Raw genomic sequence first — 19,355 nt, forward strand, 5'->3', positions numbered from 1 at the left:
GACCCGGTGCCGCGCGCCCGCGCCGCCGCCGCGCTGCTGGCGCGCGAGGCGGTCACCGCGATGGTGGTCGACTGTGAACGCGGCATGGTCCGGCTGGGGTTGGCTGCCGAACTGGCCGCGGCCTTGCGTGGCGGATACCTGCGACTGGCCGAACTCACCGGTGACGCGGTCGCCGAGGTGGTGCGGGCCGGTTCGACCGGCACGCCACGGGCAGCCTGACCCATCGACGAACGGGGATGCCCGGTACGGCATGCATCCCCGACTTCCGCAAAGCAAGGAGTTCTGATGCCCAAAGGGGTGCCGGAGAATGTGCCCGACGACGGTCTGACCACCAGGCAGCGCCGCAACCAGCCGGTGCTCGCTGTGCACACCGGCCCGGGCAAGGGTAAATCCACTGCCGCGTTCGGGATGGCGTTGCGGGCCTGGAACCAGGGTTTCGACGTCGCGGTGTTCCAGTTCGTGAAAAGCGCCAAATGGAAGGTCGGTGAGGAAGCTGCATTCCGGGCGCTCGACCGCCTGCACTCCGACACCGGCGCGGGCGGTCCCGTGCAGTGGCACAAGATGGGCGAAGGCTGGTCGTGGAGCCGTAAACCGGGTACCGAAACCGATCACGCGGCCGCAGCCTTGGCGGGCTGGCGGGAAATCGCGCGTCGTCTCGCCGCACAAGAGCACCGCTTCTATGTGCTGGACGAATTCACCTACCCGATGAAATGGGGCTGGGTCGACGTCGACGAGGTCGTGGAAACCCTGCGCACCCGCCCTGGCAACCAGCACGTCGTCATCACCGGCCGGGATGCGCCCGCGGCCCTGCTCGAGGCCGCCGACCTGGTCACCGAGATGACCAAGGTGCGCCACCCGATGGACGCCGGTCGTAAAGGCCAGCGGGGCATCGAATGGTGACCGGCCCCTTGGGCTTGCGGTGATGACCTCCGCCGTGCGGGGTGTGGTGATCGCGGCTCCGGCATCGGGGAGCGGTAAGACGACGGTGGCCACCGGCCTCATGGGGGCGCTGCGGCGAGCCGGGCATCGGGTCGCCCCGTTCAAGGTGGGACCGGACTATATCGATCCCGGTTATCACGGGCTGGCGGCCGGGCGGCCGGGACGCAATCTGGATCCGGTGCTGGTCGGGTCGGAGCGGGTGCTGCCGCTGTATCGGCACGGGAGCAGGGACTGCGATCTCGCGGTGGTCGAGGGCGTGATGGGTCTGTTCGACGGGCGAATCGACGACAACGCGCCCGGACCGGTGGCCGAGGGTTCGACAGCGCAGGTCGCCGGCCTGCTCGGCGCACCGGTGGTGCTGGTGGTGGATGCCAGGGGACACAGCCAGAGTTTGGCGGCGCTGTTGCACGGTTTCGCCACCTTCGATTCCTCAGTGCGGCTCGGCGGGGTCATCCTGAACCGGGTCGGCAGTGCACGGCACGAACAGGTATTGCGCGCCGCCTGTGCGCGGGTGGGCCTGCCGGTGCTCGGGTCGTTGCCGCGGCTGGCCGAACTCGAGGTGCCGTCTCGCCATCTGGGGTTGATCCCTGCCGTCGAACACGGCGCCGCCGCGCTGACAGCGGTCGCGGCGATGACCGGCCTGGTGGCCGAGCACGTCGACCTCGATGCGGTGGCGGCGCTGGCGGCGACCACCGCGCCCGGCCCCCTGTGGGACGCGGCAAGCGAATTGGACCACCTCCGGACGGCGGCCGCTCAGGTCCGTGGCGTGCCCGCTTCGTCTGGTGGTGCTTCGGCTGTCTCCGCTGTGTCCGGCGGTGTGTCTACTCCGTCCGGAGGTGCTCCCGTGTCCTTCGGCGGCGCATCCGGTCTGTCCGATAGTGCATATGCCCAGGCTGGGGCGGCGCCCGGAGATGGGCCGCTCATCGCGGTTGCCGGTGGTCCGGCTTTCACTTTCGGCTATGCCGAGCATCGGGAGCTGCTGGCCGCCGCGGGCGCTCAGGTGGTGGTCTTCGACCCGCTGCACGATGAATTGCCCGCCGGGGTGTGCGGTCTGGTGCTTCCTGGCGGTTTCCCGGAAGAACATGCCGCTGCCCTCGCCGCCAATACCCCGCTGCGGAGGGCCGTCGCCGAGCAGGCGCGGCGCGGTCTGCCGATCCATGCCGAATGCGCGGGCCTGCTGTACCTGGCCCGCGTATTGGACGGGCATCCCATGGCCGGCGTGCTCGACCTCGATGCCGAATTCGGCCCGCGCCTCACCCTCGGTTATCGCGAAGCCGTCGCGCTGGCCGATTCGCCGCTGTGGCGGGCCGGGGAACGGGTGCGCGGACACGAATTCCACCGCACCCGCCTGGTTTCTGCAGGCGGTGTTCCGCCCGCCTGGGGTTGGCAGATCGGGGGCGAGCGAGTACGCGAAGGCGCTCTCATCCACCGGGTGCACGCCTCCTACCTGCACACCCACCCCGCCGGTAACCCCGAAGCCGTGCACCGTTTCGTCACCGCGGCCGCCACCTTCGCCCATGCCCGCGCCACCAACTGAACTGGCTGTGGGTCTCGGCCTGCGCCCGGATACCGATAGCGCGCGCATCCTCGCCGCCCTGCGCGAGGCTCTGGGTGACCACCGCATCGTCTGCCTCGCGACCATCGACCGCCGCGCGGTCGAACCCGGCCTCCGCGCCGCAGCCACCGCGCTGAACGTCCCGCTCCGCGCCTACCCGGCGAGCGATCTCGCCCGCGTCGACGTCCAGAGCCCGTCGCCTCGCACCGCCACCGCCCTGGGCACCCCGAGCGTCGCCGAAGCCGCCGCCCTCCTTGCGGGCCGAGGCCCACTACTGTTTCCCAAGCGCACCGTCGGCGGGATCGTCATCGCCGCCACAGCTGCTGGCTGAGTCGTCTTACCGCCACCGTCGCCGACCACCTCGTCCGGGCGCGCCGCAGGGGCTTCTATCCGCTAGGTATTTCTGCCATGGCGTTCTCTCGCCGAGAGGGTCAGCGGTCGGGGACTTCGCCTGAACGCGGTAGACCTGTGTGTAGACGCGGCGAATCCCGCCTTCGGGGCAGACACCGTGCTACGCCCCGACCTCGCGCTCTACGACGCGGAGCCGAATGAGGCACTGCGCACCGTGCGCGAGGAGAACTGGACGCGAGGTGCTGCTGGTGGTTCGCTCCGCCCGCGGGTCGGTCGTTGTCTATGCCGGTTCCCGGGTGCGGAACGCGCGGCGGTAGGCGGCGGGGGTGGTGTGCAGGGTTGCATGGAATCGCCGGCGTAGGTTGGTGGCCGAGGCCAGGCCGACGCGGAGCGCGACCGCCTCTACGGACAGGTCGGTTTCCTCGAGCAGGGTGCGGGCGGCGTTGATGCGCTGGAGCAGCAGCCAGCGGCCGGGGCTGATGCCGAGTTGGTCGGCGAAGCGGCGGGCCAGGGTGCGGGGGGACAGTTTCGCTTCGGCGGCCATATCGGCGAGGGTGATCGGCTGATCGAGTCGTTCGCTGATCCAGTATTGCAGCGCGGCCAGGGAATCGCCGGTGACGCGCGGCGGCGGGACAGGGGCCGGCGCGTACTGGGCTTGGCCGCCTTCCCGATGCGGCGGCATCACCAGCTGCCGGGCCAGCAGCCCGGCGTAAGCGGCGCCGTGGTCGGTGCGAGCCAGATGCAGCAGTAGGTCGATTCCGGCGCCTGCGCCCGCACTGGTCGCTATATCGCCGTGGTCGATATAGAGCACATCGGTTTCGACTCGTACCAGGGGAAACCGCGCCCGCAGCTCCTCCGCGGCCGCCCAGTGGGTGGCTACGCTGCGGCCGTCGAGCAGCCCGGTGTCTGCGAGCGCGAACGCACCCGCGCAGACGGACACCAGGCGCGCACCCCGCTCATGCGCGCGCAGCAGGGCCGACCGCAGGCCGGGCGAGATCGGCTCGTGTATCGGTAGCCAGCCCGGAACGATGACCGTGTCGGCGGTCTCCAGCAGGGACAGATCGGCGGACACCAGCATCGTGTACCCGGCCGTTGTGGCCACCTCGCCGGGGTGTTCGGTGCAGATCTGGAAGTCGTAGCGGGATTCCAGCGCCGAGTTGGCGGTGCCGAAGACTTCGGTGGCGCAACCCAGGTTGAACGGGTTCTGTGGTTCGTGTACCACGGCGACTACTCGATGTCGCGGCCCGGCGCCGACCGTGCTCGAACGCGTCGCTGGGTCTGCCTCGACGATCTTGCTCATGGCAAGAAAGTACCTGATGATGTCTTTCTCGACACTGTCGCGGGATGCCCTCGTCCCATAAAGATCGATCCCATGACCGAACTCGCGCGTCCGGAGAACAACCCCCAGATGGCAGGCTATATCTGGGCTTCGGTGGACGAAGCGCCGTCGAAGGAGCTGTTTCCCGGTATCCGGCTTCGCCCGCTGTGGAAAGGCAGCGACGGCGCGGCGGCATACGTCCTGGAAATGGATGCCGGCAGCCACTGGCAGGGCGTGGACGTGCACGAGCCCGGTCCCGAAGAGGTGTTCGTCGTATCCGGCACATTCAACGACGGTGTGCGCGACTACCCGGCTGGTTCGTTCATTCACGCCCCGGCCGGTTCCTGGCACGTGCCGCAGACCGCCACCGGCTGCACCTTGTTCCTCTTCTACCCCCTGGGGTAGTTCCCGCCGTCTCGCCGCGGATTCGGCCCCTCCGCGAATCCGCGGCGAGTCACCCTGCCCGGCCTCGGGCCTCGTCTGCCCGGTCGGCCATCGCCGAGCGACGAGCTTGCGCGCGGCCGGGCAACCCGGCGTCGTCCGGCGGCATCATGCGGGGTATGCCGCCGGACGCGCTCGAGACAACTAAGGAGCCACCGACGACCAGTCGGCGAACCCGCTGGGATCGTGGCGGCCGAAGCTGGCGTGTTCGAACAACCCCCAGCCTTCGGCGTCGCCGCAGCGAGCATGCGCAATATGGTCGACGACGCCGTAGGGGACGCGAGCCGCGACCGCCGGGTCGGTGAGGTCGTAGCTGCTCGACGACGACCAACCCCGGCCTTTCCACTGACCGTGCTGCCAGTCGGGGTCTCCTCCGTAACCGCAGCCGACGTGCAGCGGAATCCCGGTGACGGTGCGGATCTCGAGCTCGAGCGGCTTCCCGTCCGGCGTGGTCAGCTCCATCCGAGCACCCAGCGGGTGCCGGGTGCCGGAGCGGTAGTCGAACCGGATCCGCGGCCAGCCCAGCTGTTCGATGCGGCCATCGGGCCACACCCGCACCGCGTCGTTGAGGGTGCGCCGCCCGTCGGGCTGTTCCTGCACGATCACCACAACCGCGAAATCGTCGAAACGCAACGGCGCGTACAGCCACCAGAACCCGCCCGCCCCTTCTTCGGCGGCGCGACCGGGTGGCTCGGCTTCCCCGACGGGCCGGATACCCCAGGATCGGTCCCGGGTTCCGGTCCAGATATCCGCATCTACCGCGGTATCGCTGCCGTCGACGTGCAGGGTCCCCGCCCAGGAACCGACCTGGGCGAACCGGGACGCTTCGATGGTCGGCCGGTTGCCGCTGAGCATCAGGTGCGGTTGCTCCTGTACCGCGGGGAACGCGCCGGTCCAGGTGAGGTCGAAACCGAGATCGTCGTGTTCGCACACCACCCGCACCCGCCGCAGCGGTTCGGTGACTTCGATGCGGTAACCGCCTACCCGCATGGCCAGGTCGCGATCGCCGAGGGCATCGGAGAACCGCACCGACCGGATGCGGTCGCCGCGCCGCACCGCCGCGAACGCGTCGACGACGCCGAGGTTGGGGTAGACACCGAACCCGGTGATGAGCATGGTTGCGCCATCTCGGTTGTGGGCGTTGAAATAGCTGCGGTCGTAGAAATTGCGGTCGCTGGTCGCCGAACGGTTGATCGGCAGCGGGGTCTGGTGGATGGGGAATTCGTCGAGGGGGGCGGGGGCGGCGCCGGGCGTGCGGTCGGCGGTATCGGTCATCTGCGGTCGGTCCCGTTCTGTGTCTGCCGCTGCGGCTGCGGCCGTGTCAATCCCAGAGGTAGGCGTCGTCGAGCATGGCCTCCAGGCATGCCCGGTGCATGATGTAGTCGTCCGGGTCCTCGGGTGCGGTGTCTTCACCCATGTGGATCATCCGGCGCTTGATCCGAGCCATCACGATGGCATGCCGCAGCGCCGCGTAAACCAGATGGAAGTCGAGGTGACGCACGGTGTGCCCGGTGCGGTGCTCGTAGTGGGCGACGACGTCGTCGCGGCGCAGGAAATCGGGTAACCCCGGCTGATCGAAGCGGGTGGCGATGTCCTGGAAGAAGCGGTGCAGGAAGATGACCCAGGCCAGGTCGAGTTCGCGCGGGCCGATGGCCGCCATCTCCCAGTCCAGGACCGCCACCGGGGTGAACTCGTGGAAGATGATGTTGCCGGGGCGGGCGTCGCCCCAGCTCAACACGTCGGGGCCGGGGTCGTCGGGCCAGCGCTGTTCCAGCCAGCCGAAGGCGCGTTCGATGAGCGGTATGTCGTAGCCGTCGTCGGCGAGTGCCCACCGATACCAGGCGCGGAGGGCGTCGACATGCCTGCGCAGCGCCTGTCCCGGTCCGGCCAAGGCGGGGAAACGTTGCGCCGGTTCGGTGAGGGCATGGATGCGCGCGATGACGTCGACGGTCGCTGTCGCGAGTTCGGCGCGCTGCTCGACGGTGGCGTCGAACAGTGGGCCGCAGAACACATAGGGCGGGTTGTCCGCGGGGATCCAGCCGTCGATACGTTCCATAACGAAAAACGGTGTGCCCACAGCTGTATCGCTGGTTTCCAGCCACCGCAGCGGCGGTATCGGTACCCGTGTGCTCGCTGCGACCTCCGCCATCACCCGGTATTGCGTCGGTAGGTCGTAGGTTTCGAATACCGGGAACGCGTCGGCCTCCGGTGCCATCCGCGCCACGAACTTCCCCGACTCCGGCACTCCGTCCACCGCCCATGTGGCGTCGAACAGTACCGACGAACTCGACAAGCCGCCGGACTGCGGGCGCGACAGCGAGCTGATCTGCGGTTCGTGATCGGCGCCCACTCGATCTGCGAGCCAACGCGCCAGATCGGCGGCCAATGTGTCCAGGTCGCGTTCGCTGGTGGTCAACCGGCGGCGATCGGTGGGAGCGGGATCGCCTGGCATGATCGTCCTCCTGAGACCGTGCGGAAACAGCGCGGGCTCAGCGTTGCCGAGGGGGCGCCGAATACGCCCGCACCCCGAGAAACTGTAACGCGTTGCAGGTTGGGGTGGGCCGGTTTCGCCGATCGCCTGCGGGCGAGGCGATATCAGCCCACGGATGGACCACGAAATAGGGGTTTTCCCGGAAGCAGACACCGCTGGGTGTGCGTTAGCTTCGGAACGGCCCCGCTCGGCCGAGCGCGGTGGCTGGTCAGTGGTGGAATCGGCGACAACAGTGAGGGGTCCGGTGTGGGCGCGGTCAGTGTGAAGACTCCCGAACGGGAAGCGGAGGAAACCCGGCCCGAACCCGAAATACCGCGCTGGCATCCGCTGACCAGGGTCGCGCTGCGCTTCGCCATCGTCTACTTCGGGCTGTTCTGCTTGATGCTCGGACAGACCATCATGGTGTTCCTCGGTATCGCCCACCAGTGGCTGCCCGATCAGGTGATGATGTGGCCCCTGGAGACGGTGGAGCCGGCACTGGAATGGGTGGGCCGCGAAGTGTTCGGCGTCGAAGCGGTGCTGCGCGAGTCCGGCAGCGGGGACCAGGCCGTCATATGGGTGATGGTGTTCTGTGCGCTGATCGTCGCCGCGGCCGTCACCGTCGTCTGGTCGGTGCTCGACCGTCGCCGCCAGGCGTATCCGAAGCTGGGTGCCTGGTTCTTCACCGTGATCCGGCTGCTTCTTGCGGGACAGATGCTGTTCTACGGCATCGCGAAAGCGATCCCGACGCAGATGCCGCCGCCGTCGCTGACCGCGCTGCTGCAACCCTACGGCGAGATGAGCCCCGCATCGGTGCTGTGGTTGCAAGTGGGCAGCTCACCGGTGTACGAGATCCTGCTCGGTTGCGCGGAACTGTTCGGCGGCCTGCTGTTGTTGCTGCCGCGCACCGCGACCCTGGGCGCGATGTTGAGCCTGGTGAGCATGGCGCAGGTGTTCGTGCTGAACATGACCTTCGATGTTCCGGTGAAACTGCTGTCGTTCCACCTGCTGCTGCTGTCGCTGGTGCTGCTGGCCCCGCAGGCACGGCGGATGGCCGATATGTTCCTGTTGCAGCGGCGCGCTGATCCTGCGGTGCAGCCGCGGTTGTTCGACAGCCACCGCGCCCGCCGGATCGGGGGCGCGGTGCAGGCGGTGCTCGCGGTGTGGCTGGTGGCCGGGATTGTGCACGTCGGGTGGGAATCCTGGAACATGTACGGCAGCGGCGTGGCGAAGCCTCCGCTCTACGGGATCTGGGAAGTCAGCGAATTCCGCGCCGACGGGCAGCCTGTCCCACCGCTGTTGACCGATGAAACCCGCTGGCAACGAGTGGTTTTCGAAAACCAAGGCATGCTGACCTACCAGCGGATGAACGGCGATCTGGTGCCCGCCCCCGCTCAGGTGGACCCCGCCGCGCACACCATCACCGTCACCGCAGCCCCGGCCGGCCCGGACTCCGGCGCCGCCCCGGCCGAAACAGCCCCGCTGGCCACCTTCACCTTCGACCAGCCCGCACCCGACCGTCTGCACCTGGACGGTGAACTGAACGGCACTCCCACCAGTATCGAACTGGAACGGGTCGACGAGAACAGTTTCCCCTTGCGCAGCCGCGGTTTCCACTGGATCCAGGAATATCCGTACTTCCGCTGAGCGCGGGTGAACACCGCATCCGCATGCCGCGGCGGGAACGACCCGGCCGGAACCGCCTGCGCGAGCGATGGCTCGGGTCAACGCTCCGACGTCGCACCATCGCTTCACGGCAAGGCGACGTGGTGGACTGCCGGTTGGTGCCGCCGGCCACCCGGATTCGCTGGTCGGCCGGCCTGCGCGTCGAGGCCTGTGGTCGACGGCGGTGTCCTGATGCGGGTCGGTGGCGGTCTCGTGCGACATGCACGGGCACCAGGACCGTCGAGGTCGGACCCCATGAGGCCCGACCGCCTGCGAGCGGGACACCGGCCTGCAGCGTTCCGTAACCGGGTGCGTGTGGGCGGTGGGCGCGGGTTCCGTAGGCTCGAGCCTTGTGCCGAATACGTCAGCCGATACCGTCCACTCGTCCGCAGGGGAGCAGAACTACCTGGTCGGGCTCGATCTGCACGGGCGAAAGGTCGTCGTGGTCGGCGGCGGTACGGTCGCCCAGCGCCGGTTGGGGCTGTTGATCGCCTCGGGTGCCGATGTTCATGTGATCGCCAGGGAGGTCACAGCGGCGGTGGAGGGGATGGCCACGGCAGGACAGCTCACGCTCACGCTGCGCGATTACACCGACGGCGACCTGGACGGGGCCTGGTATGCGATCGCCTGCACCGACGAACCCGGAACCAATGCCGCCGTCGTCGCGGAGGCAACGCGGCGGCACGTGTTCTGTGTGCGCGCCGACAACGCCCGGCTCGGCACCGCAGCCACCCCGGCCACCGCCCGCTACGAAGGCCTCACCCTCGGTGTCCTGGCCGGCGGCGCGCACAAACGGTCGGCGGCGGTGCGCAACGCGCTGCTGGAGGCGCTGCAATCCGGTGTGGTCACCGATGATCCGGCCCCGGTGACTCCCGGTGTCGTGCTCGTCGGCGGCGGCCCCGGTGACCCGGACCTGATCACGGTGCGCGGCCGCCGTCTGCTGGCCCGCGCCGACCTGGTGGTCGCCGACCGGCTCGCGCCGCCGGAACTGCTCGCCGAACTCGGTCCCGATGTCGAGGTGGTCGACGCCGCGAAGATCCCGTACGGACGGGCGATGGCCCAGGATGCGATCAACACGACCCTCGTCGCGGGCGCGAAGGCGGGCAAGTTCGTGGTCCGGCTCAAAGGCGGCGACCCGTATGTGTTCGGGCGCGGCTACGAGGAAGTCGAAGCGTGCCTCGCCGCGGGCGTTCCAGTGACGGTGGTTCCCGGCGTCACCAGCCCGATCTCCGTACCCGCCAGCGCAGGTATTCCGGTGACCCACCGCGGCGTCACCCATGAGTTCGTGGTCGTGAGCGGCCACCTCCCGCCCGGCCACCCGGACTCGCTGGTCGACTGGTCTTCGCTGGCCGGCTTACGCGGCACCCTGGTGCTGATGATGGCTGTGGAACGGATCGAACAGTTCGCCACCGCATTGCTCGACGGCGGCCGCCCGGCCGACACACCGGCTACCGTCATCCAGGAAGGCACCCTGCGCACGCAGCGGGTGGTCCGGGCGCAGCTGTCGAATGTGGCCGACCGTGTCCGCAGTGCGGGGATCCGCCCGCCCGCGATCGTGGTGATCGGCCCCACCGCCGGGTTCGCGGCCACCGATGCCGCACCGACCGGCGAGTAGCCCCTCGATTACAGTTGCTCACCGTGCTCGATAACCCCGCGACGACGACGCAGTATCCGGTGACCAAGCGGGCTTTCGGGCTCGCGATTCTCATATTGAGCGGGTTGCAGCTCATGGTGGTGCTCGATGGCACCGTGGTGATTCTCGCGCTGCCCCGCCTGCAAGAAGAAATGGGCCTGTCCGGTTCGGGCAGTGCCTGGATGATCACCGCCTACGGCCTGCCCTTCGCCGGGTTGATGCTGCTCGGCGGCCGGATCGGTGACTCGTTCGGGCGACGGCGCATGTTCGTGCTCGGCGTCTCGTTGTTCACACTGGCCTCACTGCTGTGCGGGCTCGCGCAGAACGAGGCGATGCTGATCGCCGCGCGCGCCTTCCAGGGCACCGGGGCCGCGCTGGCGGCGCCGACCGCGTTCGCACTGGTCGCCAGCACCTTCGCGCCGGGGAAAGTGCGCAACCAGGCGTTCGCGATCTTCGGTTCCATGGTGGCGCTCGGCTCGGTCGGCGGGCTGGTGGTCGGTGGTGCGCTGACCGAGGCCAGCTGGCGGTGGATCTTCCTGATCAATGTGCCCATCGGCGCGCTGATCATCTTGGGCGCGGTGTTCGCGCTGCGCGACACCACCCACCAGCGGCTCACTCTGGATGTGCGTGGCGCGGTGATCGGCACCCTGGCCTGCACGGGCATCGTGTTCGGCGCGACCGAAGGCCCGGAGCTGGGCTGGGACAGCTGGCCGGTGATCGGATCACTGATCGCGGGTGTGCTGCTGCTGGTGGTGTTCGTATTCGCCGAACGATATGTGGACAACCCGCTGCTGCCGTGGTCGCTGTTCGACAGCCGCGACCGGGTCGCCACCTTCGTGGTGATCCTGCTCGCCAGTGGCGTGCTGGGCGCCACCACCTATTTCGCGGGCCTGTTCGTGCAGAACGTGATCGGCTACAGCCCGCTGTCGGCGGGTGTCGCGTTCATCCCGTTCACCGTCGGTGTCGGGGTGGGCAGCGCGGTCACCACCAAGTTGGCGATGCGGGTAGCGCCCCGCTGGCTGCTGGTCACGGCGTCGGTGATCCTGGTCGCCGGGCTGTACTACGGTTCCACCCTCGACGCGGAGACGGAGTACTGGACCACCCTGCTGCCGCTGTTTCTGGTGATCGGCTTCGGTATCGGTATCGCGATGGTGCTGATCCCGCTGTGCGTGCTGGTCGGTGTGCCGCCGGATGAGATCGGCCCGCTGTCGGCGATCGGCCAGATGTTCTTGAACCTGGGCACCCCGATCGCGATCGGCGTGCTCACCCCGATCGCGGCGTCGCGCACCCTGTCCGAGGGCGGGCGCACCGGCAAACCCGCCGATATGACGCCCGCCGAGATCACCGCGCTCGGCAGCGGCTACACCCTGGTGTTGCTGGTCGCCGCATTCGGTTCGCTGCTGGTCGGCCTGATCGCACTGACGCTGCGCTACACCGCAGGCGAGGTGGCCAGGGCACAGCACGCGCAGGAAGCCGCGCAGGACGCCTGAGATGTCAGAGGTGGCCGGTGATCCTGTCCGGCCGGATCCGGATCACGACGCGGTCGCCGTCGTTCGACGGATCCGGGTTGAACTCGGCATAGGACTTGCCGGTGTACTTGCGCGCCAATCGGTCCGGCAGCGCCAGGTCCAGGTCGGGGGTGAGTGTTGCGGTGCCCCGGATCTCGGCGTACGAGTACGGGTTGTCCGGCGCCAGGATCAGCACCGATATCCGGGGATCACGTGCGATGTTCTTGGCCTGCGCCCGGTCCACCGTGGTGGAGTACAGCAGTTCGTCGCCGTCGCGGTCGATCCAGACCACGGTCTGGTGCGGTCGCCCGTCACGGCCGACGGTCGCCACCGTGGCGAACACGAGGCTTTCGTCCAGGATTTTCTTCAACGCATCGGAGAACACAATTTCGGTCACGTTGTAGGCGAACACCGCGGGGCCCGTTGTCATTCCGATGCCGTTCGGATCAGCAGGGCAGTGCTGCGGCGGCCCGCCGCAGCCGCTCGCGCAACCGGATGATCCCCGGTGCGTGCGAATCCGGCAGCAGCAGGCCGGGGAGCCCGGCGGAGACCTCCCCTGGCCGCCGATGCTCGCATTCGAGTTCGAGGAAATCGGCGCCGACACCGGTCAGCCGGTAGGGGTTGGCGGTGAGCCGGTACCCGAGCAGGGCGCGTAACCGGGTCAGCTCGGCGCGGATGGTGCCCGGTTTGCCCGCCGCGCCGTAGACAGCGCCGGCCAGCTCTCTGGCGGTCAGGCCGTCCGGTTCGGCCAGCAGCAGCACCGCGATTTCACTGTGCCGCAGCCCGAGCGTGTGCTCCACCCCGTCGATGCGTATCCGTGCCGTGCGGCGGCCGAGCACCGACAGATGCGCCCGCGGTTCCGCACGGTCGGCGGAGTACACGGCGAACGGCCCACTCGGGAATTCGCCAGCCAGTCGTTCGACAACCACATGCCTGCCGTCGGGCAGCGTCGTCGGGCCTTCCCGCAGCGGCTGCGGCCAGACCGAAGGCAGCCAGCCGGGCGGTTCGGCGTGCACGATGCGACCGTCGGAGGTCAGCAGCGCGGACTGCTCACCGCGGCGGCGCACCAGCCGCTCCAGGTAGCGGGTGCGGATCTGCGCGTCGCGGCGCAACCGCAACTCGGCCAGCCGCGCCTCGGCGAGCCGCGCCGCCGCCGACACCAGCGGCAGCACCAGCGGCCGGGTATCGCGGGTGCGGCAGGTGACGTCCACGACGCCGAGCATCGCTCCGGTGGTGGGGTCGCGGATCGGCGCGGCCGAACACGTGTAGCCGGCGGCGACCGACAGATAGTGTTCCGGCCCGCGCACCTGGAACGGTTTGCCCAACGCCAGGGCGGTGCCCACGCCGTTGGTTCCGGCGTCGGCCTCGCTCCAGTTCGCGCCCGCGACCAGGTGGGCGCGTTCGGCGGTCCGGCGGGCGGCGCTGTCGCCGAGCACCCACAGCAGATTGCCGTCGGCGTCACCGGCGAACAGCAGGTGCCCGGGTTCGGACACCGCGCTGCTCAGCGTCGACAGCAGCACCGGCCAGACAGCGGCCAAGGGCCCCTCCACACGCCGCCGCCGTATTTCGCCCTCGCTCAGGGCGAGCCGCGGCAGATGCCGGTCAGGATGCAGACCCAGTTGATGAGCGCGTTTCCACGAGGCGCGCACATCGTGCCGCCTGAGTCCGGTGCCGCCACTGCGCTCATCAGCTGCTTCCTTCATGTCGTCATGAAACTACGGCGTCGAGGTCACCGCACGTGATCGGGACCGATCGTGATCAAGCTGGTTGCAGCCTCTGTGCAACCCCCCGCCGCGGGATTGGCTGCGCGACAACCCTGATGGACAGTTCGGGACGATAGCTCGATCGTATGGAGGTGTAATGCCCTATTTCGAACTGCCCGACGGTGTGCCGATGTTCTACGAGGAGCACGGTTCCGGTCGTCCTGTCGTGCTGCTGCACGGGTGGACGATGAACACCACCTTCTGGCAGCAGAACATTCCGGCCCTGTCGGCGGGTAATCGGGTGGTAGTCCCCGATTTCCGCGGCCACGGCAATTCCGGCAAAACCGATGACGGCCATACCGTCGCCCAGTACGCGCGCGATGTCCGCAGCCTGCTGGATGTTCTCGCCCTCGACGAGGTGTGCCTGGTCGGCTGGTCGATGGGCACCGGCGTGGCCCTGTCCTATATCAGCCAGTTCGGGTGCGACCGGCTGCGTTCGGTGGCGTTCGTCGACCAGTCGCCGCGGTTCCTGTCCGCAGACGGCTGGGATTTCCCGCTGGTCGGCGGGTACACCCCCGTCGATCTCGCGGTATTCGTGCAGGGTCTCGAACATGCTCGCCCTACGGTGGCGAAACCGTTCATTGCTTCCTGTTTCGCCGAGGAACCCTCAGCTGCCGTGGTCGACGCCGTGTACGCCGAAACCACGAAAACGCCCACGTCCATCGCGAAAGCCATCTGGTACGACCTGGTCTACTCGGATCTGCGCCACGTCCTGCCCGATGTGCATGTTCCCGCCCTGCTGGCCTACGGCACACGCAGCAAGGTGTTCCCCGGCCCGCTCGACGAATGGCTGGCCGGGCAGCTGCCGGATGCGAAGGTCGTGCCGTTCGACAACAGCGGCCACGTTCCGTTCTTCGAGGAACCGGACCGGTTCAACGAGGTTCTCGGCGAGTTTCTGTGAGAAATCCGGGTGGTGCGGCTCATGCGCATCGTGGCTGATCGATGCAGGCGTTTCGAGTACACGGTCACCGAGGAAGGGCCGTGTGCGGTGGAGTTCGCGGACACCAGTTGGGTGGGCAGACCGTTCTTCGACTGCCTGCTGGTGACAGTGGGCGTCGAACCGGGTGACAGCGCACTCGCCGATGCCGCCGCACGGATCGTGCGCCGGATGGTCGCCGAAACGGATGCCGCCTACATCGTCGTCAACGGCCATCTGCGTGTCCTCGGCAACCGTTTCGACCGCACGACGGCAGGTGTCGACGAGCTGCTTTCGGAACTCGCCGACACCCTCGATGTGCTGGCCGAGCTCTCCGAACGGCTGGAGGAACACGGCGAGCGGGTGCATCTGGTCCCGTTCGGCTGGACCAAGACCTACCGTGTCGAACCGTTCGAGCCCGCGGTGGCGCAACGGGTGATCCACCTGTCGGCTTTCGCCGCGGACCCGGCGACGTTCCCCGCTGTTACCCGGCAGGCCGGGTCGCTGGTTGCGAGCAGCGGACTCTGCGCCAGGGCGCGATGAGGGCCGCCGCTGCGAGGTGACGGAGCCCGGAGGACAGTACAGTCCTCCGGGGTACCGCCGTTTCGCCGCCGAAGTCGAGGGTGGTGAACAGCGTCGGTTCAGCCGCGTTTCCGGTGGTCGGTCCACTACACGCCTGATGCGGCGTCTACAGCAGCTCTTCTCGGGTCGCGCCGAAAGCGGTTATGCGGTAAGCGAATAGCGTTAGGCTCGATCCGCTGCCGATGGCGATTGCCGGGATCCGTTCAACCCTGCTCGAAGCTATCGGCGGGAGCTCAGGAGTTATCGTAGGAGGAAAGTTGCGGATCGGAATTGGACTGCCCGCTGGTGTTCCCGGCACTGACGTCGAGGTGGTCGGTAAATGGGCGGCGGAAGCCGAGGCACGCGGTTTCCGTTCGCTCGGAGTGATCGACCGTCTGGTATACGACAGCCTGGACCCCGTGGTGGCGCTGTCGTTCGCGGCGGCCGAAACCGAGCGCATCGAACTGGTGTCCACGGTGCTCAACACCGGCTACCACCGCAGCCCGATGGTGCTGGCCAAACAGCTCGCCTCGCTCGAACGGCTATCCGGCGGACGGCTCACCGTCGGCCTCGGCATGGGCGCCTGGCCTGATGACTACAACGTCACCGAGGTGCCCATGACCGGCCGCGGTGCGGCGTTCGAGGCCACCATCGCCACCTTCCAACGCGTCTGGCGCGGCGAATTGTCCGGCGCGGCAGGCCCGGTCTCCGCGCTGCCGGACGGCCGCCCGGGCTTGCTGCTGGCCGGTATGGTGCCCGCCGGTCTCAGCCGTGCCGCCCGTCTGTCCGACGGCTGGCTCGCACCCGCGTTCAGCATCGATCTGCTCACCGGCGGCACCCAGGCCGTCCGCGCGGAATGGGAACGCGCGGGCCGCCCCGGCAACCCCCGTATCGTCGCGGTCCGCTACTTCGGTCTCGGCGACGGCGCGCAGGAAACCGCCGAAACCTACGCCGAGCACTACTACGGCCCGGAAATGTTCGCCCAGCTGCGCGGCGACCTGATCACCGACGCCGCGAAACTGGCCACCGAAGTCGCGCAGATCGCCGCCGCAGGCGCCGATGACCTGATGCTGCTGCCTACCTCCAGTTCGTCCGACCAGGTCGGCATGCTCGCCGATGCCCTCGACGAAGTCGGCTGGGGCGACGACAGCCGCAGCGGCGAGTGAACAGGGAGACCAACCGTCACACCGAGTGACCGGCGAATGTAGCGCGTAAACCTCCGCGTTCAGGCGGAGGTCAGCGCATCTGGACCAGTCCCGGGCTGGCGTTGCCGGGTCGGCGGAGACAGGAACGCCTGCGAAGCGGACGTAAGACTGGGCACGGCTCGGCCTTCCGGCTACTTGCGGTGAAACTCCGAAATCCAACTCGCGAGGATCGGAATCCACTCCCTTCGGCGAGGGAGGATGTCAAACGAGCAGCTCATGTTGGACGCGGCCGTGGTTGGTGCGTCAACCGACGTGCAACGTCCGCGTCCAAGGCAGGATATCGCTCAACGTGCCTTCAGCCCACCAGATGCCACAAGCGAGGCGCGTTATCTCAACCCGTGGGCTGGGTTATGACGAGAAGCTCGGTGGGGGAAGCGATCTCGATGCGTAATCCCGCCTTGGTGGCGACACGGGCGACGGCACGGATATCGGTGGGTTCGGCGCGGGTGAGTACCAGCGCGCGGGCCAGCAGACCCTTGTGGTGTTTGTTGAAGTGGCTGACGACGATGCGTGAACCGTCGGCGTGCTCGGTGAGCACACTGGCGGTGATCGCGCCGGGCACCTTCCCGAGCTGCTGGTAGGCACCGGACCGCAGGTCGATCACCAGTTCGCCGTCGGTTTCGGCGCCCAGGGCGGGGGTGAGATGGTCTTTCCATACTGCGGCGAGGGTGGGCAGGCCGGGGAGTTTGGAGCCGCCGGACAGTCGGTAGGCGGGAATCGGGTCGCCCGCGCGGACGGCCCCGAACAGTGCCGACCCGATGGCGAGCCGGGCGTAGGCCTTCGCCCGCTGCGCCTTGGTGAAGGAACGGGTGCCCAACGCGTCGTACAGCACTCCCGTATACCGCTCGAGCGCGGGCCGGGTGGGGGAGGTGCGCAGCGCTGCGTTGTGCGCGATGTGATGCGCGACGTTGTGTGCGATCGGTCCATCCGTCTTACCGAGCCCCAGTGCGGCGCGGGAAGCAGCAGGATCGGCCGCCAAGCCGACCAACTCCTCGACCAGCCGCTCACGCACCCCGGTGAGCTGCGGAAACGCGAGTTCACGCAGATCGAGCGGGGCACCGGACCCGCCATCGGACTTGGCTTCGGAGGGAGGGAGCAGCACCAGCACGAACGAATACGGTAATGCGCTGTGAGCAGCGGCAGGGCAGCGACTACCCTGTGCAACCGTGATCACCCGCCTCTCCCGACTGTTCCTCCGGACCCTGCGAGACGACCCCGCCGACGCCGAGGTGCCGAGCCACAAACTATTGGTGCGCGCCGGTTACGTGCGCCGCATCGCGCCGGGCGTTTACTCGTGGCTGCCGCTGGGCTTGCGGGTGCTGCACAAGGTGGAACAGGTGGTGCGTGAGGAGATGGATGCCATCGGCGGCCAGGAGATTTCGCTGCCCGCACTGCTGCCGCGCGACCCCTACGAGGCCACCAACCGCTGGACCGAATACGGCGACGCCCTGTTCCGTCTGCAGGACCGCAAGGGCGCCGACTACCTGCTCGGCCCCACCCACGAGGAGTTGTTCGCGCTCACCGTGAAGGGCGAGTACAACTCCTACAAGGATCTGCCGGTCACCTTGTACCAGATCCAGGCCAAATACCGCGATGAGGAACGTCCCCGCGCGGGCATCCTGCGCGGCCGCGAGTTCGTGATGAAGGACTCCTACTCTTTCGACCTCGACGAAGACGGCCTCAAGGCCAGTTATGACGCCCACCGCGAGGCTTACCAGCGTATTTTCGCTCGTCTCGGTGTGAAGTATGTGATCGTCGCCGCCACCTCCGGCGCGATGGGCGGTAGCGCGTCGGAGGAATTCCTGGCCGACAGCCCCGTCGGTGAGGACACCTACGTGGTGTGCCGGGAGTCCGGTTACGCCGCGAACGTGGAAGCCGTGATCACTCCGGCTCCCGCTCCGCTGCCCATCGAGGGCCAGGCCGACGCCGTCGTGCACGACACCCCCGATACTCCCACCATCGCCTCGCTCGTCGACTGGGCCAACAGTGCCGGTCTCGCCGAACGCTACGGCCGTCCCGTCACCGCCGCCGACACGCTGAAGAACGTGATGGTGAAACTGCGCCACCCCGACGGCAAAACCGAGATCGTCGGTATCGGCATCCCTGGTGATCGCGAGGTCGACGACAAACGTCTCGGCGCTTCCGTCGAACCAGCCGAAGTGGAACTGCTCACCGAAGCCGATTTCGCCGCCAACCCGTTCCTGGTGAAGGGCTACATCGGCCCGAAATCCTTGCAAGCCAATGGCATCCGCTATCTGGTCGACCCCCGCGTCGTCACAGGGACGTCCTGGATCACCGGCGCGGACGAGGCAGGTAAACACGTCGTCGGCCTGGTCGCAGGCCGCGATTTCACCCCCGACGGCACCATCGAGGCCGCCGAGGTCCGCGACGGCGACCCCTCGCCCGACGGCCGCGGCACCCTCGTCGCCGCCCGCGGTATCGAGATCGGCCACATTTTCCAGCTCGGTTACAAGTACACCGACGCCTTCGAGGTCGACGTGCTCGGCGAGAACGGCAAACCCGTCCGCCTCATCATGGGCTCCTACGGCATCGGCGTTTCCCGCATGGTCGCCGTCATCGCCGAACAGCAGCACGACGAGAAGGGGCTGCGCTGGCCCGCCGAGATCGCCCCGTATGACGTGCACGTCGTCGTCGCCAACAAGGACGAGGCCGCCCGCGCGGGTGCCGAAGAGGTTGTCACCGCGCTGAACGCTCAGGGCTTGGATGTCCTGTTCGACGACCGCACCGCCTCACCCGGCGTGAAGTTCAAGGACGCCGAACTGCTCGGTATGCCGCTGGTGCTGGTGATCGGGCGCGGATGGGCCGAGGGCACGGTGGAGTTGCGCGACCGGTTCACCGGACAGACTCAGGAGATCCCGGCCGATTCGGTGGTGGAGACCACCGTCGCCCGGGTGCGCGGCTGACGCTGCCTGCCGTCGGAGGGCCTTCCGGGCGGCGATCTGTCCCATTCGCCTGATTCCCGGCGAAACCTTCCGGCGGGCCGAGGCCGCGGTCATTGCGCTGGGCCTC

General features: G+C 68.3%; 17 protein-coding genes and 1 pseudogene. 12 read left to right on the forward strand and 6 right to left on the reverse strand.

Translation table 11 applies throughout. The annotated features are described in order from the left end of the window. From B0T44_RS20515 to B0T44_RS20530, 4 genes and pseudogenes are all read left to right on the forward strand, one after another. Positions 1-219, forward strand: a pseudogene (locus tag B0T44_RS20515) (magnesium chelatase); the annotation flags it as partial. Positions 220-285: 66 nt separating this feature from the next. Next, complete coding sequence (cobO, locus tag B0T44_RS20520; RefSeq protein WP_077121396.1) at positions 286-900, forward strand: cob(I)yrinic acid a,c-diamide adenosyltransferase; 615 nt, start codon at positions 286-288, stop codon at positions 898-900. Positions 901-922: 22 nt separating this feature from the next. After that, positions 923-2,476, forward strand: a complete 1,554-nt coding sequence (locus tag B0T44_RS20525) for a cobyrinic acid a,c-diamide synthase CobB (protein ID WP_077121399.1) — start codon at positions 923-925, stop codon at positions 2,474-2,476. Next, a complete protein-coding gene (locus tag B0T44_RS20530; protein WP_077121402.1) occupies positions 2,457-2,825 on the forward strand; it encodes a cobalamin biosynthesis protein in 369 nt (122 codons plus the stop codon). Before B0T44_RS20525 ends, B0T44_RS20530 begins: the two co-directional genes overlap by 20 nt. Before the next feature lie 300 nt (positions 2,826-3,125). Here the strand turns inward: B0T44_RS20530 and B0T44_RS20535 are convergent, their stop codons facing one another. Continuing rightward, positions 3,126-4,145 (reverse strand): GlxA family transcriptional regulator, encoded by a 1,020-nt coding sequence (locus B0T44_RS20535; protein ID WP_081512425.1) that lies wholly within the window; start codon positions 4,143-4,145, stop codon positions 3,126-3,128. Between the two features lie 72 nt (positions 4,146-4,217). On the opposite strand from B0T44_RS20535, the gene B0T44_RS20540 reads away from it, so the two are divergent. After that, positions 4,218-4,568, forward strand: coding sequence for a cupin domain-containing protein (locus B0T44_RS20540; RefSeq protein ID WP_077121405.1), 351 nt, complete (start codon positions 4,218-4,220; stop codon positions 4,566-4,568). Positions 4,569-4,748: 180 nt separating this feature from the next. Here B0T44_RS20540 and B0T44_RS20545 read toward each other — a convergent pair whose 3' ends face one another. Both B0T44_RS20545 and B0T44_RS20550 read right to left on the reverse strand, forming a co-directional pair. Further along, complete coding sequence (locus B0T44_RS20545; RefSeq protein ID WP_077121407.1) at positions 4,749-5,879, reverse strand: Rv3169 family protein; 1,131 nt, start codon at positions 5,877-5,879, stop codon at positions 4,749-4,751. A 46-nt stretch (positions 5,880-5,925) separates the two neighbouring features. Beyond that, on the reverse strand, positions 5,926-7,056 hold the full coding sequence (locus B0T44_RS20550) for a phosphotransferase family protein (protein WP_077121409.1): 1,131 nt from the start codon (positions 7,054-7,056) through the stop codon (positions 5,926-5,928). Positions 7,057-7,341: 285 nt separating this feature from the next. On the opposite strand from B0T44_RS20550, the gene B0T44_RS20555 reads away from it, so the two are divergent. From B0T44_RS20555 to B0T44_RS20565, 3 genes are all read left to right on the forward strand, one after another. Continuing rightward, on the forward strand, positions 7,342-8,721 hold the full coding sequence (locus B0T44_RS20555; RefSeq protein WP_077121412.1) for a DoxX family protein: 1,380 nt from the start codon (positions 7,342-7,344) through the stop codon (positions 8,719-8,721). A gap of 370 nt (positions 8,722-9,091) precedes the next feature. Then, positions 9,092-10,354 (forward strand): uroporphyrinogen-III C-methyltransferase, encoded by a 1,263-nt coding sequence (cobA, locus tag B0T44_RS20560; RefSeq protein WP_077121415.1) that lies wholly within the window; start codon positions 9,092-9,094, stop codon positions 10,352-10,354. Between the two features lie 23 nt (positions 10,355-10,377). Continuing rightward, positions 10,378-11,862, forward strand: a complete 1,485-nt coding sequence (locus B0T44_RS20565) for an MFS transporter (RefSeq protein ID WP_077121488.1) — start codon at positions 10,378-10,380, stop codon at positions 11,860-11,862. A 4-nt stretch (positions 11,863-11,866) separates the two neighbouring features. On the opposite strand, the gene B0T44_RS20570 is transcribed toward B0T44_RS20565, so the two are convergent. Then, positions 11,867-12,310, reverse strand: coding sequence for a PPOX class F420-dependent oxidoreductase (locus B0T44_RS20570; protein ID WP_077121417.1), 444 nt, complete (start codon positions 12,308-12,310; stop codon positions 11,867-11,869). Positions 12,311-12,326: 16 nt separating this feature from the next. Continuing rightward, a complete protein-coding gene (locus B0T44_RS20575) occupies positions 12,327-13,583 on the reverse strand; it encodes a GAF domain-containing protein (RefSeq protein ID WP_077121420.1) in 1,257 nt (418 codons plus the stop codon). Positions 13,584-13,740: 157 nt separating this feature from the next. Here B0T44_RS20575 and B0T44_RS20580 point away from each other — a divergent pair, with 157 nt between their 5' ends. The 3 genes from B0T44_RS20580 (at position 13,741) to B0T44_RS20590 (ending at position 16,286) form a co-directional block, all read left to right on the forward strand. Beyond that, positions 13,741-14,544, forward strand: coding sequence for an alpha/beta fold hydrolase (locus B0T44_RS20580; protein ID WP_077121422.1), 804 nt, complete (start codon positions 13,741-13,743; stop codon positions 14,542-14,544). A 21-nt stretch (positions 14,545-14,565) separates the two neighbouring features. Beyond that, positions 14,566-15,102, forward strand: a complete 537-nt coding sequence (locus B0T44_RS20585; protein WP_139348015.1) for a hypothetical protein — start codon at positions 14,566-14,568, stop codon at positions 15,100-15,102. Positions 15,103-15,398: 296 nt separating this feature from the next. Next, the gene (locus B0T44_RS20590; RefSeq protein WP_077121490.1) at positions 15,399-16,286 is read left to right on the forward strand and encodes an LLM class flavin-dependent oxidoreductase; all 888 of its coding nucleotides are present in this window, start codon (positions 15,399-15,401) and stop codon (positions 16,284-16,286) included. Between the two features lie 370 nt (positions 16,287-16,656). Here B0T44_RS20590 and yaaA read toward each other — a convergent pair whose 3' ends face one another. After that, positions 16,657-17,433, reverse strand: a complete 777-nt coding sequence (yaaA, locus tag B0T44_RS20595; protein WP_077121426.1) for a peroxide stress protein YaaA — start codon at positions 17,431-17,433, stop codon at positions 16,657-16,659. Positions 17,434-17,491: 58 nt separating this feature from the next. On the opposite strand from yaaA, the gene B0T44_RS20600 reads away from it, so the two are divergent. After that, on the forward strand, positions 17,492-19,249 hold the full coding sequence (locus B0T44_RS20600; RefSeq protein WP_077121429.1) for a proline--tRNA ligase: 1,758 nt from the start codon (positions 17,492-17,494) through the stop codon (positions 19,247-19,249). The last annotated feature ends 106 nt before the right edge of the window (positions 19,250-19,355 follow it).

The organism is Nocardia donostiensis (genome assembly GCF_002081715.1).
GTDB classification, from domain to species: domain Bacteria; phylum Actinomycetota; class Actinomycetes; order Mycobacteriales; family Mycobacteriaceae; genus Nocardia; species Nocardia donostiensis.

Bases quoted from the DNA above. Each gene is read 5' to 3' on its own strand.
- cobO (WP_077121396.1), top strand. From the start codon at position 286: ATGCCCAAAGGGGTGCCGGAGAATGTGCCCGACGACGGTCTGACCACC.
- B0T44_RS20525 (WP_077121399.1), top strand. From the start codon at position 923: ATGACCTCCGCCGTGCGGGGTGTGGTGATCGCGGCTCCGGCATCGGGG.
- B0T44_RS20530 (WP_077121402.1), top strand. From the start codon at position 2,457: ATGCCCGCGCCACCAACTGAACTGGCTGTGGGTCTCGGCCTGCGCCCG.
- B0T44_RS20535 (WP_081512425.1), bottom strand. From the start codon at position 4,145: ATGAGCAAGATCGTCGAGGCAGACCCAGCGACGCGTTCGAGCACGGTC.
- B0T44_RS20540 (WP_077121405.1), top strand. From the start codon at position 4,218: ATGACCGAACTCGCGCGTCCGGAGAACAACCCCCAGATGGCAGGCTAT.
- B0T44_RS20545 (WP_077121407.1), bottom strand. From the start codon at position 5,879: ATGACCGATACCGCCGACCGCACGCCCGGCGCCGCCCCCGCCCCCCTC.
- B0T44_RS20550 (WP_077121409.1), bottom strand. From the start codon at position 7,056: ATGCCAGGCGATCCCGCTCCCACCGATCGCCGCCGGTTGACCACCAGC.
- B0T44_RS20570 (WP_077121417.1), bottom strand. From the start codon at position 12,310: ATGACAACGGGCCCCGCGGTGTTCGCCTACAACGTGACCGAAATTGTG.
- B0T44_RS20575 (WP_077121420.1), bottom strand. From the start codon at position 13,583: ATGAAGGAAGCAGCTGATGAGCGCAGTGGCGGCACCGGACTCAGGCGG.
- B0T44_RS20580 (WP_077121422.1), top strand. From the start codon at position 13,741: ATGCCCTATTTCGAACTGCCCGACGGTGTGCCGATGTTCTACGAGGAG.
- B0T44_RS20585 (WP_139348015.1), top strand. From the start codon at position 14,566: ATGCGCATCGTGGCTGATCGATGCAGGCGTTTCGAGTACACGGTCACC.